The 13,136-nt window shown below is 61.4% G+C and carries 13 protein-coding genes; 9 read left to right on the forward strand and 4 right to left on the reverse strand.

The annotated features are described in order from the left end of the window. The first annotated feature begins 20 nt into the window (after positions 1–20). Complete coding sequence (locus tag BLV41_RS04050) at positions 21–200, forward strand: SPOR domain-containing protein (protein WP_074713094.1); 180 nt, start codon at positions 21–23, stop codon at positions 198–200. Positions 201–276: 76 nt separating this feature from the next. On the opposite strand, the gene panB is transcribed toward BLV41_RS04050, so the two are convergent. Continuing rightward, a complete protein-coding gene (gene panB, locus BLV41_RS04055) occupies positions 277–1,215 on the reverse strand; it encodes a 3-methyl-2-oxobutanoate hydroxymethyltransferase (protein ID WP_074710667.1) in 939 nt (312 codons plus the stop codon). 157 nt (positions 1,216–1,372) lie between these two features. Here panB and BLV41_RS04060 point away from each other — a divergent pair, with 157 nt between their 5' ends. Together BLV41_RS04060 and BLV41_RS04065 are read left to right on the forward strand one after the other, a co-directional pair. Beyond that, positions 1,373–2,719, forward strand: coding sequence for a glutamine synthetase family protein (locus BLV41_RS04060; RefSeq protein WP_044570972.1), 1,347 nt, complete (start codon positions 1,373–1,375; stop codon positions 2,717–2,719). An 8-nt stretch (positions 2,720–2,727) separates the two neighbouring features. Continuing rightward, positions 2,728–5,790, forward strand: coding sequence for a bifunctional [glutamine synthetase] adenylyltransferase/[glutamine synthetase]-adenylyl-L-tyrosine phosphorylase (locus tag BLV41_RS04065; RefSeq protein ID WP_074710669.1), 3,063 nt, complete (start codon positions 2,728–2,730; stop codon positions 5,788–5,790). On the opposite strand, the gene BLV41_RS04070 is transcribed toward BLV41_RS04065, so the two are convergent. Beyond that, entirely contained in the window at positions 5,781–7,277 is a 1,497-nt protein-coding gene (locus tag BLV41_RS04070; RefSeq protein WP_074710671.1) for an arylsulfatase, read from the reverse strand. The genes BLV41_RS04065 and BLV41_RS04070 overlap by 10 nt on opposite strands. A gap of 307 nt (positions 7,278–7,584) precedes the next feature. Between BLV41_RS04070 and BLV41_RS04075 the strand changes: the two genes are divergently transcribed. The 6 genes from BLV41_RS04075 to BLV41_RS04100 all read left to right on the forward strand — a co-directional run bounded on the left by BLV41_RS04075 (position 7,585) and on the right by BLV41_RS04100 (position 11,960). Then, positions 7,585–9,024 carry an amino acid ABC transporter substrate-binding protein/permease gene (locus BLV41_RS04075; protein WP_074713095.1) on the forward strand — a complete coding sequence of 480 codons (1,440 nt, stop codon included), beginning with the start codon at positions 7,585–7,587 and terminating at the stop codon, positions 9,022–9,024. Continuing rightward, positions 9,021–9,773 (forward strand): amino acid ABC transporter ATP-binding protein, encoded by a 753-nt coding sequence (locus tag BLV41_RS04080; RefSeq protein ID WP_044570979.1) that lies wholly within the window; start codon positions 9,021–9,023, stop codon positions 9,771–9,773. The genes BLV41_RS04075 and BLV41_RS04080 overlap by 4 nt, the downstream gene beginning before the upstream one ends. An 88-nt stretch (positions 9,774–9,861) precedes the next feature. Further along, positions 9,862–10,776 carry a glutaminase gene (locus BLV41_RS04085; protein ID WP_044570981.1) on the forward strand — a complete coding sequence of 305 codons (915 nt, stop codon included), beginning with the start codon at positions 9,862–9,864 and terminating at the stop codon, positions 10,774–10,776. 66 nt (positions 10,777–10,842) lie between these two features. Next, the gene (locus BLV41_RS04090) at positions 10,843–11,391 is read left to right on the forward strand and encodes a GNAT family N-acetyltransferase (RefSeq protein ID WP_074710673.1); all 549 of its coding nucleotides are present in this window, start codon (positions 10,843–10,845) and stop codon (positions 11,389–11,391) included. Between the two features lie 78 nt (positions 11,392–11,469). After that, positions 11,470–11,670 (forward strand): hypothetical protein, encoded by a 201-nt coding sequence (locus BLV41_RS04095; protein ID WP_044570985.1) that lies wholly within the window; start codon positions 11,470–11,472, stop codon positions 11,668–11,670. Between the two features lie 104 nt (positions 11,671–11,774). Further along, the gene (locus BLV41_RS04100) at positions 11,775–11,960 is read left to right on the forward strand and encodes a CsbD family protein (protein WP_074710675.1); all 186 of its coding nucleotides are present in this window, start codon (positions 11,775–11,777) and stop codon (positions 11,958–11,960) included. Between the two features lie 220 nt (positions 11,961–12,180). Here BLV41_RS04100 and BLV41_RS04105 read toward each other — a convergent pair whose 3' ends face one another. Beyond that, positions 12,181–12,711 (reverse strand): hypothetical protein, encoded by a 531-nt coding sequence (locus BLV41_RS04105; RefSeq protein ID WP_074710677.1) that lies wholly within the window; start codon positions 12,709–12,711, stop codon positions 12,181–12,183. Positions 12,712–12,833: 122 nt separating this feature from the next. Beyond that, positions 12,834–13,007: a hypothetical protein gene (locus BLV41_RS21945; RefSeq protein WP_170835413.1), complete on the reverse strand. Its 174-nt coding sequence runs from the start codon at positions 13,005–13,007 to the stop codon at positions 12,834–12,836. Positions 13,008–13,136 lie beyond the last annotated feature (129 nt).

Consider the following 13,136-nt stretch of genomic DNA (forward strand, 5'->3'; position numbering starts at 1 on the left):
GAACACAGGCGGAGCACACCATGGCACAATACTGGTACAACGTAGAAACTCACGAAGTTGAAAAAGACGCGCAGTCAGGGTGGAAGTCCCTGATTGGGCCTTATGAGACTCGTGCCGAAGCCGAGCAAGCCCTCGCCAAGGTGCGGGAGCGCAACGAAGCAGCAGACGCACTGGATGCTGCCGACGACGAAGATGCCTGATTCGTTTTGGGCCCACAACTCCGAGGGGCCCCAAGGTCAGACGCGCCAGCGGCTGACCTTGGGGCGGAGTTGGGGATTAGAAGGTGTGTTCCGGGCCGGGGAAGGTTCCGGAGCGCACCTCGTCGGCGAACTCTGCCGCGGCGTCAGAGAGGACGGTGCGCATTTGTGCGTACTGCTTGACGAACTTGGCGATTCTCCCTGTGCGCAATCCGGCCATGTCCTGCCAGACCAGCACCTGGGCCGTGGTGCTGTTGCCGGCCCCAATTCCTACCGTGGGCACCGCAATGGCAGCGTCCACGGCGGCGGCCGTGTCGGCTGGAACCATCTCCATCAGCACGGCGAACGCGCCAGCGTCAACCAGCGCAACGGCGTCGTCAACCATGGCCTGGGCCATCTCGCCGCGGCCCTGCACACGGTAGCCGCCCAACATGTGTTCGCTTTGCGGAGTGAAGCCAATGTGGGCCATGACAGGGATGCCGGCCTGAGTCATTGCCTTCACAGTGGGGGCGTAGTAGGCGCCACCTTCCATTTTGACTGCGTGAACGAGGCCCTCTTTCATGAGCCGCACCGATGAGGCGATGGCCTGTTCCGGCGATTGTTCATAGCTGCCGAAGGGAAGATCGGCCACAACGAGGGCACGCTTGGTGCCAGCCGTCACTGCACGGGAAAAGATGATCATTTCATCCAGCGTGATGGGCAGGGAGGTTTCGTTGCCAAGAACATTGTTGGACGCAGAGTCGCCTACCAGCAGGACCTCAATGCCGGCCTCGTCAAAAATTTGTGCCGTGTACTGATCGTAGGCAGTGAGCATGGCAAACTTCTCACCAGCCCGCTTGGCTGCCAGTAGATGGTGGGTGCGAACCTTGTGCACGGTGGCTGGAATCGCGGTGCTTGCCGGATGTGCAGGCGTATGGGCGGTGGATGTGGCGCCATTGCCATAGGGTGCCGCGAGCTCTGCGGAATCAGTCACGCTGGAGGACTTCGCGGTGGATTCAGGGGTACTTGTGGGTGCCATGCATCCACCTTATTACGAGTCTTGGCCCGATTTGGGCAAACGGTGGCGCAGGACTTAGTAGAGTGATCACTGCAGGGAACACAACTGCCCGCAAACCTACCGACTTGCCTGCCCGCAATCGGTGTTGGGGCGGGGCGTCAAGGGAAGAGGCACGTACATGAACCGTCAGCAGGAATTTGTGCTGCGCACCATTGAAGAGCGCGACGTGCGGTTTGTGCGTCTCTGGTTCACGGACGTGGTTGGCAGTCTTAAATCGGTGGCGTTGGCCCCGGCAGAAGTCGAGGGTGCGTTCGAGGAGGGGCTGGGCTTTGACGGCTCAGCCATTGAAGGCCTGGCCCGAATTTTTGAGTCTGACATGCTGGCGCAGCCGGACCCCTCCACCTTCCAGATCCTGCCGTGGCGCGGCAACGGCAAGTCCGAGCAGACCTCGCGCATGTTCTGCGACATTTTGACTCCCGACGGCGAACCCTCCTCGGCCGATCCCCGTAACGTTCTCAAGCGGACCCTTGCCAAGGCCGCAGACATGGGTTTCACCTGCTACACGCACCCCGAGATTGAGTTTTACCTGCTGAAATCCGACAAGCCTGGACCGGACGGCATCCCGGTACCGGTGGATCAGGCAGGCTACTTTGACCACGTTCCCGGCGGAGTTGCCCAGGATTTTAGGCGCACTGCCGTCACGATGCTTGAAGACGTGGGCATCTCGGTGGAATTCAGCCACCATGAAGGTGGTCCGGGCCAAAACGAAATTGACCTGCGGTACGCCGATGCCCTGCAAACAGCAGACAACATCATGACCTTCCGTACCGTGATCCGCGAAGTGGCCATCCAGCAGGGCACCTACGCCACGTTCATGCCGAAGCCGTTTTCCGATCACCCGGGCTCGGGCATGCACACCCACTTCTCCTTGTTTGAGGGAGACACCAACGCTTTCCATGAGCCCGGTGCCGAGTATCAGCTGTCCGCGACGGCCCGCCAGTTCATGGCAGGAATCCTCAAGCATGCACCTGAGTTCACGGCCGTCACGAACCAGTTTGTAAACTCCTACAAGCGCCTCTGGGGTGGGGGAGAAGCTCCCAGCTACCTCTCCTGGGGACATAACAACCGTTCGGCACTCATGCGCGTGCCGCTGTACAAGCCCGGCAAGGGACAAGCCGCGCGTTTGGAATACCGCGGCATCGATTCGGCCGCCAACCCATACCTGGCCTACGCCGTGCTGCTTGGTGCGGGCTTGAAGGGCATCGAGGAAGGTTACGAACTTCCCGCCGCCGCCGTTGAAGACATTAGTGCCCTGACGAGCGGAGAACGCCGACTGCTGGGTCACGACCCCCTGCCTTCAAGCCTTCATGACGCCGTGCGTCAAATGGAAGAATCCGAACTCATGCCTGAGATCTTGGGTGAGCAGGTCTTTGAGAACTTCCTTCGAAACAAGCGCGCAGAATGGCAGGATTACCGCCTGCAGGTCACCCCGTACGAGATCAACCGCTATTTGGGAGTGCTCTAAACACCACTATGAGTTCGTTGACCCGCACCCTCATTTCCCGTGGTTTCTCCGACCTAGAAACCAGCGAGCGGTTTCTGGGTTTCTCCGAACTTGCCGGCCTGGACCAAATCGAATTATTGGACGCCCTCGCGGTAGCTGACAACCCGGACCTTGCCCTGCAATCCCTGGTCAGATTGCTCAGTGCCGTGCCCGAGGCTGCCAGCCGGTTGAGCGTGGTGGACCCTGGTAGTGGGCGCCGCGTCTCCAATGAATCCTTGTTCCGGCTTCTGGGAGCCTCGGAGGCATTGGCCGAGTTCCTCATGCGCCATCCGGAACATTTGGATGTGTTGGATGTGGCGCCTTCTCCCGAGCCGGTCGCCGCCAATGCGCACGTACTGAGGGCGTCCTTGTTGCGTGCTGTTGGCGCCGACCCGGCCGCGGGCATGCCCACGGCCCAACTGACGGGTACAGCGGGGCGGGTGGCTTTGCGCAGCCGCTACCGCAGGCACCTTTGTGAATTGGCAGTGCGTGATCTTGGCGCCGCGTCACCGCAGTCTGTGATGCCGGTGGTTGGTGCGGAACTGGCCGATCTTGCCGCGGCTGCCGTTGAGGCCGCCCTGGCAGTGGCGCGCACCGAAGTTGGCGAGGCCCACGGTGCGGATAAAGTGTCGGCCGTTCGTTTTGCCGTGTTGGGTATGGGCAAGTGCGGTGCGCGCGAGCTCAACTACATTTCCGATGTGGACGTCATGTACGTTGTGGAGCCCGTGCTGGATCCCGCCTCGGGTGCTCCTTCATTGGAGGAAGGTGAGCTGGTGCGGATCGGCAGCGCGATGGCCGCGGCCCTCTCACGGGCCATCTATGCTCCCGAACGCGAACCCGGACTGTGGGAGGTTGACGCCAACTTGCGGCCCGAGGGCAAAGATGGCCAGTTGGTGCGGACACTGGACTCCTATCTGGCCTATTATCACCGCTGGGCGCAGAGCTGGGAGTTCCAAGCCCTCCTGAAGGCGCGCACGATTGCAGGAGATGCGGCCCTGGGTGCCGCCTTCGAACAGGCCGTGGCACCGCTCATCTGGGCGTCCTCGGAGCGCGAGGGCTTCGTCGAATCCGTCCAGGCCATGCGCCGTCGTGTTAAGGCCAATATCCGAGACGCTGATGCAGACCGCCAGATCAAGCTGGGCAAGGGCGGGCTTCGCGATGTGGAATTCACGGTTCAGCTGCTTCAGCTGGTTCATGGGAAGAACGATCCCAGCATCCGAATTCGGGCCACCACGGGGGCTATTGATGCCCTGACGAGGGCCGGATACATTGGCCGCACCGACGCTGCGCTGTTGCGCACCCACTATACGTACCTGCGAGTTCTTGAGCACAGGATTCAGCTGGTGCAAATGCGCCGAACTCACACGATGCCCAAGGCGCCGGAGCAGTTGCGTGCCTTGGCGCGCTCCCTTGAAGGGCCGCTGAGCCTGAAGCGCCCAAGCGCGGACTCGCTCCTGGCGGACTGGGCCAAGGTCAAGCGCTCCGTGAGTTCCTTGCACGAGCAAATTTTCTACCGCCCCATCCTGGCCACAGCAGCCCATCTCAGCGCAGAAGACGCGGCGCTGACCACGGATGCTGCACGGGCTCGGCTGGCCGCCTTGGGCTACCGAGACGCCGTGGGCGCCACCCGCCACATCGAGGCGCTCACGGCCGGCGTCTCCCGGCGTGCCGCCCTGCAACGGCAGTTGCTGCCGGTCCTGCTCGGTTGGCTGGCCGACGGCGTTGATCCCGACGCAGGATTGCTCGCCTTCCGGCGTGTCAGCGACGCCCTGGGCACCTCGCATTGGTACCTGGGCATGCTGCGCGATCACCAGGCCGCCGCCGAGCGGCTCTGCCATCTGCTCTCAAGCTCCCGCCTGGTCAGTGACCTCCTGGAAGTTTCCCCCGAAGCCACGGCGTGGCTGGGCAACTCCAAGGAACTGGAACCGGTGAGTTTTGAATCGCAATGGACAGAAATTCAGTCCAAACTCTCCCGCCACCCCGAGGGCAGCGAGGCCATCCGGCTCATCAGGCTCCTGCGGCAGCGGGAAATCTTGCGGATCGGAATTGCTGACAGCAGCGGGCTCCTGGAGCAGGACGAAGTTTCCAAGGCATTGAGCGACGCCGACAGGGCCGCGGTCCTCGGCGCCCTCATGGTGGCCGAAGAAGAAATTTACGCAGGGAAAGAACCCCTGACCCACGTGCTGGTTGTGGCCATGGGTCGCCAGGGCGGACGCGAAATCGGGTACGGATCGGATGCGGACGTTTTGTTTGTCCACCAGCCGGTTCCGGGGCTGCCAGAGCACCAGCAAGAAGCTGCCACCGCGCAGGCCATGGCGATTGTCCAGAAGCTGACAGCGCTTCTTACGGCCCCTGTCCGTCCGGCCATTCAGGCAGAGCGGGTGCTGAGCGTTGACGCGGACCTGCGACCCGAAGGGCGCAGCGGGCCACTGGTGCGATCCCTGGAAGCATACCGGGAGTACTACGCCCGCTGGTCCTCGGCTTGGGAGGCTCAAGCCCTTCTAAGGGCACTTCCTATGGCTGGATCCGACACCCTGGCAGAGGCATTCATTGCCATGGCAGATCCCATCCGTTATCCAAGGGTGTTGTCCGAGGACGAGCTGATGGAAATTAAGCGCATCAAGGCCCGGATGGAATCCGAGCGGCTCCCGCGCGGCGCCGACCCCGCCCGGCACGTCAAGCTGGGTCGCGGCGGGCTTAGCGACGTTGAATGGTTGGTCCAGCTGCTGCAGCTCCAACACGCGCACGCCCATCCGGAATTGCGCACCACGGCAACTCTGCCGGCACTGCACGCGGCAAAGGACTTGGGGCTCATTGATGAGGCTGACGCCGAGATCCTTGAATGCGCGTGGCGGCTGGCCGGAAAAATCCGCAACGCCAACGTCATGTGGACCGGCAAGTCCTCTGATCTTTTGCCCTCGGCCCGACGCGACCTCGAGGCCGTTGCGCGTTGGTGCGGGCACGAGCCCGGCAGCGCCACGGCTTTTGAAGAAGACTATCTGGGTGTGACCCGGCGCGCCCGAGCGGTATTCGAGCGCCTCTTCTACGGCTGAGCAGCCCCGGCGAGGGTGCGCGCGTTGGAGAGCATGGTGACCACGGGTGCCCCCACCACGAGTTCGCCGTCGCGCACGAATCCTTCCTCACGCCCGGTGAGGTCTGAGATGAGCCGGCCCTTCCAAAGCTTCAGGAGCTCGGCATGCTCGGGCAGGGGAACGAGATTGTGAAACTCATCCGGGTCGGCATCGAGGTCAAAAAGTTCCTCGCTGCCCCACTCCGAAGCCCAGAGGTATTTCACATGACCGTCGGTGACCCACTGCAGCGACTGTCCAAAGTACACATGCTCGCCGTGCAGCCACTCCCGCCACGGGTCAGGCTCGGGGGCATCGGCGGGGGAGTCGCGCACAAACCGGAGCAGCGATTTCCCGTCGCAGCTCTCCGGCACCGGAACCCCGGCAAGCTCCAGGAGCGTGGGCATGATGTCGCGCAGCTCCACCACCTCATCCACCACCGCGCCGCTGACGGCGTCCGCGTCCCGCGGCGCGGGGGCCACAATCAGCGGCACGCGCGCCGAGCCCTCGTAGCCCACCGCCTTGCGGTAGAAATCGTGGTCGCCCATCATCTCGCCATGGTCTGAGGTAAACGCGATGACAGTGTCATCGGCCAGGCCAAACTCGGCCAGCGCCTCAAACACGCGCATGAGCTGGTGGTCAATCTGCGTCATGAGCCCGTAGTAGCCGGACCTTGCCCGGTGGGTCACGGCCTCCGGCAGCGTGCCGAACGAAAGCTGGTGGTAGCCGTCCCGGCGCACCGATTCGTAATGGTGCTCCCAGTCGCCCACCCGCCGCCGGAACGCCGGCAGGTCCAGGTACATGTCCATGGCCCAGACCGGCGGATCGTAGGGCGCGTGCGGGCGGTGGAAGGACAGGTACAGGAAGAAGGGGCGGGTGGGGTCGCGGCGGTACAGCCACTCAACGGCCTGGCTGCCGGCCCACGCCGTGGGGTGCAGGCGCTCGGCCTTGTCCCAGGGCCTCGCCACAGTGGAATTGCAGCCAACACCGTTGTCCAGGTATTCCTCGTCGGCGCTGACTCCGGGCTGGCGGCGCAGCCAGGGCACGTAGTCATCAAAGAACTTGAAGTCCCGGCGATGCTCCTTCCGGGCGTGGTGCAGGAAGCCGTCGTGCAGGATGACGTCGTCAAAACCCACGCGGGAGCGCTCCGGATAAACATGCAGCTTGCCGATGGCCTGCGTCTGGTAGCCGGCCTTGCGGAACTCGCCCTGCAGCGTAACGGGATGGACGGCGTCGAACGGCACCCCTTCCTCATAGCCAACCCGGCCGTGCCGCTCCTGCGACTGACCGGTGAACAGGGCCACGCGTGCCGGTACGCACGTGGGGGTGGCAGAGTAGGCATGGCGGAAACGTGCACCCCTGCCGGCCAGCTCATCCAGATTTGGGGTTTGGACGTATGGGTGGCCCTCCGCACCGAGGCAGTCTCCGCGCCATTCGTCGACGCAAATCAAGATGACGTTGGGCTTGTCCATTCGCTTCTTTCTGGGCAGAGTTGCTTTGAAGGTAAACGGCGTCGGCGTAATGCGGGCCACATTCAGCCTACCGTTGCGCCCCATCCTAAGGTGTGGAATGACTTGGCTGTGGAGGTACGTGCTGCTGTTCGCGCCCGGTCACGTCTCGCGTCATCGGGCCAAACGCTGTAACGTCAAGGGGTACTTCAATCGCCCCACAGGGGCGCAACACCTTTGTGAGGAAAATTTTATGCTGAGGATTCCGCCCATACGGCGGCGCAGGGGCGGCTCTTTTGCCGCTCTCGCCGCCTTTTTTACGGTCGTTTTTATGGCGTTTGGGATTGGCGGCGCCTCAGCGTTGAGTGCGCCCGCCCCAGCGTCAGAGGGCCACACTGTGCAGGGTGCCGTGCAGGCCACCGATGTCTCCGGCAAGAAATTTTCCATTGCCACCGACACCACGTTTGCTCCGTTTGAATTCCGCGACGGCAGTGGCGAACTGGTCGGCATTGACATGGACCTGCTTAAGGCGATTGCCAAGCAGCAGGGCTTTGAAGTGGACATCAAGTCACTCGGCTTTGATGCCGCGTTGCAGGCTCTGCAGTCCAACCAGGTAGCCGGTGTCATTGCCGGTATGTCCATCACGGACGAGCGCAAGAACATCTTTGACTTCTCGGATCCGTACTTTGACTCCGGCGTGCAGATGGCCGTGGGCAAGAACAACGGGGATATCAAGTCCTACACCGACCTGGCCGGCAAGACCGTCACCGCCAAGCGCGGCAGCGAAGGCGAGACCTTCGCCAACTCCATCAAGGACCAGTACGGCTTCACCGTCAAGGCACTGGCCGATTCGGCCACCATGTACGACGACGTCAAGGCCGGCAACTCCGTGGCCGTGTTCGACGACTACCCCGTACTTGCATACGGCGTGAGCCAAAACAACGGCCTGAAGATCGTCACCGAGAAGGAACAGGGCAGCTCCTACGGCTTTGCCGTCAACAAGGGGCAAAACCAGGAACTGCTGACAGCCTTCAACGATGGTCTGACCGCGCTGAAGGGCAATGGCGAATACCAGGCGATCCTGGACAAGTACCTCGCCAAGTCCGAGGTCCAGGAGCAGAGCGGCTTCTTCCAGCTCGTCAAGGACAGCTTCCCGGCGCTGATGAAGGGCCTCTGGTTGACCTTGGTCGCCACGGCCCTTTCCTTGGCCATTGCCTTGGTTCTGGGTGTGCTCTTCGGCTTTTTCAAGGTGGCCGAAAACAAGGTCCTGCGCGCCATTGCCACCATCTACGTCGCCATCTTCCGTGGCACGCCGCTGCTGGTTCAGGCGTTCTTCTTCTACTTCGGCCTGCCCCAGATGACGGGCCAGCCGCTGGACGTCCTCACGGCCGGCGTTCTCACACTGAGCCTGAACGCTGGTGCGTACATGACGGAGATTGTCCGTGGCGGCATTCAATCCGTGGATTCCGGCCAGCTCGAAGCCAGCCGCAGCCTGGGCCTGGGGTACGTCACCTCCATGCGCCGTGTAGTGGTGCCGCAGGCAATCAAGATCATGACGCCGTCGTTCATCAACCAGTTTGTTATCACCTTGAAGGACACCTCCTTGCTGGCCGTCATTGGCTTCGCGGAACTGACGTACCAGGGGCAGCAGATCTACGCCTCCAACTTCCGCACCGGTGAAACCCTGCTGATCGTGGCCGCGCTGTACTTCATCGTGATCACCATCTTGACCCAGCTCTCCAACGTCTTGGACAGGAAGTTCAACAAATGAGCGCAAACGCAATTGAGAAGAACGCGAAAATCAGCGTCCGCGAACTTAAGAAGTCCTTTGGTTCCAACGAGGTCCTCAAGGGCCTTGATGTTGACATTGCCGAGGGCGAGGTTGTGTGTGTCATCGGCCCGTCAGGTTCGGGAAAGTCAACGTTCCTGCGCTGCCTGAACAAACTCGAGGACATCACGGCAGGTACAGTCACGGTCAACGGTTTTGACCTGACAGATGCCAAGGTTGACCTGAACACCGTGCGCCAGAACATTGGCATGGTGTTCCAGCACTTCAACCTGTTCCCGCACATGAGCGTCATCCAGAACATCATGCTGGCCCCTGTGGAGCTGAAGAAGCTGGACAAGGCTGCAGCCCGGGCCAAAGCCATGGAGCTGCTCAATCGTGTGGGCCTGGCAGAGAAGGCCGACGCCCGCCCGGCGTCGCTCTCCGGTGGTCAGAAGCAGCGCGTGGCGATTGCCCGTGCGCTGGCCATGAACCCCGGCATCATGCTCTTTGATGAGGCCACGAGCGCCCTTGACCCCGAAATGGTGGGCGAGGTGCTGCAGGTTATCCGTGACCTCGCCGCAGAAGGCATGACCATGGTGGTGGTTACCCACGAGATGGGCTTCGCCCGTGAAGTGGCCGACCGCGTGATCTTCATGGACGGTGGATACATTTGCGAGGAAGGCACTCCCGAGGCCATCTTCACCAATGCCCAGCAGCCGCGCCTGCAGGAATTCCTGGCGAAGGTACTCTAGCAACACGACAGGGGGTGGCCGGCAGAGCGCTGGTCGCCCCCTTTTTCGGGTTAAGAACGACGGCGTTTGACTTCAGTTGGGAGCACACATGAAGGACCTGCAGGGAATCCTGAACGAGATTGCAGACACGGTTGCGCCACTGTGTCGCACAGGTGAGGTGGCCGCCTACATTCCCAGTTTGGGAGAGGTGTCGCCGGACAATTTTGGCATGTGTGTTGCCATGGCTGACGGCAGCGTTTACGGGGCGGGCGATTGGCGCACGCCCTTTTCGATCCAGAGTATTTCCAAGGTCTTTTCCTTGGCCCTGGTCATGTCCTACGACTACGACTCCATCTGGAAGCGCGTATTCCGGGAACCGTCCGGAACACCTTTCAACTCCATGATTCAGCTCGAGGCCGACCGCGGAATTCCGCGTAACCCGTTCATCAATGCAGGCGCCCTGGTGGTGACGGACAGGTTGTTGACCCTGACGGGCGATGCGGCCGGCTCGGTGCGGGGTCTTTTGCGTCGTGAATCCGGCAACCCCGCCGTTGATGTGGATTTGGTCGTTGCCGCTTCGGAGGCGGACCACGGGCACCGGAACGCGTCCATGGCGCACCTACTGGCCAGCTACGGAAATTTGGAAAATCCCGTAGAGCTTGTCTTGGAAAACTATTTCAACCAGTCCGCACTTGAAATGAGCTGCGAGGATCTGGCCAAGGCCTCGTTGTTCCTGGCCCGGCATGGTGTGTCAGCCGGCGGCACACCCTTCCTGACCCCCAACCAAAGCAAACGTGTCAACGCCGTGATGCTGACGTGCGGCACCTACGACGCCGCGGGGGAGTTCGCCTACCGCGTGGGCCTTCCAGGCAAGAGCGGAGTGGGCGGCGGCATCGTGGCCACCGTGCCCGGACGCTGCTCCATTACGGTGTGGGGTCCTGCCTTGGGCCCCAATGGCAATTCCGTGGCCGGAGTCGCCGCCCTTGACGCGTTCACCACCCTGACTGGGTGGTCCATCTTCTGAAAGCTGTCCGTGTCCTCCGAGTTGCTCCAGGCTCCGGGTGTCACAGCCTGCCGCTAGGCTTTTCGCATGACGAATTCTTCCTCAACAGTGGTGCTGCTGCCATTGCGGCAGGCCCCGACATCTCAGCTCGTCGAGCTTCGGACCGGCATTGGCCTGCTTGAATTGGCGCCTGGGCAAGACGCATTTGTCGGGGACCCGGTGCAGATGGTGCAGTGCGGGCTCGAGGATCCCGGGCGCCATCCCTTCGCGATCGTTCCCTCCGGGATTGCCCCAGACGCACAGCAGGCGTCAGTTATCGGCATGGGCATACTGCACGTTGACGCCGCTACCGATGCCGGGTGGCCGGACGCAGATGGTGCGGTCCTGCTGCGCGGCTTCCTGGTGGATCACCGCCACCAGGGTCTGGGGTACGGCAGGGCGGCCACCCTGGCCGCCGTCGAACTTGCCAAGGAGTTGGTGCAGGAGCTCCAACTGCCGGCCAAGGGCGTAGTGCTGGGCGTCAATGAGCGCAACACCGTGGCCCGTTCGGCGTACCTGAAAGCCGGATTCGTGGACCATGGACGCTATCTGGGTAGCCGTTCCGGGGCGCAGCATATTATGTTCAAGGCCTTCTAAAGGCTCGGTCGAACATGCGTCAACATGTGTTGACGACTCATGCAATGTCAACTATTGTTGACGCTGAAAGGGGTTGTCATGAAAACATTGGTTGGCAATATGGACGCCATGGGCCCGGCAGAGGCCCTCTACGCCGTGGTGGCGGCCCGTAGGGAACTCGCCCGCACCGAGTCGGAGATGGTGGCACGCGCGCGGGCAGCGGGGCTCTCCTGGGAGGCCATTGCGCTGTGCCTGGGCGTGACCAAGCAGGCAGTCCACAAGAAGTACGGGAAGCGCTAGACACCTCGTGAAGCATTCAATCTGCCGTTTATACAGGAAATACTCAGGCTAGGTACGTAGCGTCGAAACTGTTACCCGTTGGATTCATATTGAAGGAGGTCCCCATGGGACTCGGAGATAAGATCAGCAACAAGGCGCAGGAAGTGGCCGGTAAGGTCAAGGAAAGTGTTGGCGGTGCAACCGACAATGAGAAACTTCAAGCCGACGGTGCGGCCGAGCAAGCTGCGGCAAAAGCCAAGCAGGCCGGCGAGCACGTCAAGGACGCAGCCAACGACGTCTTCGACAAATAGGCTGAGTATTAAATAGTGAGGGACCGGAACTTCAAGTTCCGGTCCCTCACTATTTAATGCAGGGGCTTAGCAGCCGTAGTAGAGCTCGAAGTCCCCAAGGGTAATTGAGTGAGGTTGAGAACTGCTGTTCACCGCGTGATCTAGGGCTCTATGTGGTTGTCAGTCATTGGCTGAAACTGCCCTGAAATGAACCTCTTGCGGACTGTTTGCGGACTGGAGACTATGCGAAGGGGTCGTCTTTTGGATCGGTCCACCACTCATCGGCCTTGTCTTTTTGCTCCCGGATCCACACCACGAGTCGGGCGATGTCATCCTCGTGCAGCATGATTCGCCTCTTGCCGATCAGGGTGAATATGCCCGATTCCTTGCAGTATTGCCGGAGGGCTGACTTACTCACGCCAACCTCGGGGGCCGCTTCCTCCAGAGTGCGGAAGATTGCTTTGGCAGGCTGTTCCGTCGCCGCCGAAGCACTTGCGGGGTCTCGCTCCGGCGGCCCCGGCCAGCCCGGTATGTCATCCTCGAGCTGGCTTAATGGAGAGTACCCGCCTCTGGGTTCGGTGGGCAGTGATTTAAGCCAGTCCCTCAGCTCATCGGCCAAGATGACCGGCTTGGAGTTTGCGTAGCTGGCTATAAGGTCGTTGCGCCGCATGGATATGCGGAGCGTGCTGACGCTGTAACCAGTGGCTTCCGCAGCCTCTTCCAAGTTGTAGGCCAGTTTAGGTTTTTCGACTCGCACCATATCCAAGTTCATGCCATTGATCCTAAATCACCGGCCGGAGTAGTTGGCCTGCGGCTGGATTGTGCCCACGTAAACAGAAGGGCCCCCACCGCGAGGTGAGGGCCCTTCTGTTGGCGCTGGACCTCACGCGAAATTTAGCTTGGTGCTTGCCCCGAGTACTCACACCCTGCCACGAGAACTGGCAGGATCATTGCAACATCCCGGCGCTGGTAGCTCTGCGGCGAAGTAGTCAAGGGCATTGAGATATTGATGTCCCCAGGGAGCGTGAACTTGATCTTGAGCTCTTCGGGGAATCGGTCCATTCTCATGTCAAATAGATTTGGCACGTCCGATACTGTCAGCCCATTGATGTCCTGGACACGGTGAATCTTGCTTTCTGCGCTTCTGCTTGCAAAGTCCACAGTGGCCACTAGTAACAATGTTTCGGAGATGAAAAT

This window comes from Arthrobacter alpinus, from assembly GCF_900105965.1.
GTDB lineage: Bacteria > Actinomycetota > Actinomycetes > Actinomycetales > Micrococcaceae > Specibacter > Specibacter alpinus.

Bases quoted from the DNA above. Each gene is read 5' to 3' on its own strand.
- BLV41_RS04075 (WP_074713095.1), top strand. From the start codon at position 7,585: ATGGCGTTTGGGATTGGCGGCGCCTCAGCGTTGAGTGCGCCCGCCCCA.
- BLV41_RS04065 (WP_074710669.1), top strand. From the start codon at position 2,728: ATGAGTTCGTTGACCCGCACCCTCATTTCCCGTGGTTTCTCCGACCTA.
- BLV41_RS04080 (WP_044570979.1), top strand. From the start codon at position 9,021: ATGAGCGCAAACGCAATTGAGAAGAACGCGAAAATCAGCGTCCGCGAA.
- BLV41_RS04070 (WP_074710671.1), bottom strand. From the start codon at position 7,277: ATGGACAAGCCCAACGTCATCTTGATTTGCGTCGACGAATGGCGCGGA.
- BLV41_RS04095 (WP_044570985.1), top strand. From the start codon at position 11,470: ATGAAAACATTGGTTGGCAATATGGACGCCATGGGCCCGGCAGAGGCC.
- BLV41_RS04085 (WP_044570981.1), top strand. From the start codon at position 9,862: ATGAAGGACCTGCAGGGAATCCTGAACGAGATTGCAGACACGGTTGCG.
- panB (WP_074710667.1), bottom strand. From the start codon at position 1,215: ATGGCACCCACAAGTACCCCTGAATCCACCGCGAAGTCCTCCAGCGTG.
- BLV41_RS21945 (WP_170835413.1), bottom strand. From the start codon at position 13,007: ATGAGAATGGACCGATTCCCCGAAGAGCTCAAGATCAAGTTCACGCTC.
- BLV41_RS04090 (WP_074710673.1), top strand. From the start codon at position 10,843: ATGACGAATTCTTCCTCAACAGTGGTGCTGCTGCCATTGCGGCAGGCC.
- BLV41_RS04100 (WP_074710675.1), top strand. From the start codon at position 11,775: ATGGGACTCGGAGATAAGATCAGCAACAAGGCGCAGGAAGTGGCCGGT.
- BLV41_RS04060 (WP_044570972.1), top strand. From the start codon at position 1,373: ATGAACCGTCAGCAGGAATTTGTGCTGCGCACCATTGAAGAGCGCGAC.
- BLV41_RS04050 (WP_074713094.1), top strand. From the start codon at position 21: ATGGCACAATACTGGTACAACGTAGAAACTCACGAAGTTGAAAAAGAC.
- BLV41_RS04105 (WP_074710677.1), bottom strand. From the start codon at position 12,711: ATGAACTTGGATATGGTGCGAGTCGAAAAACCTAAACTGGCCTACAAC.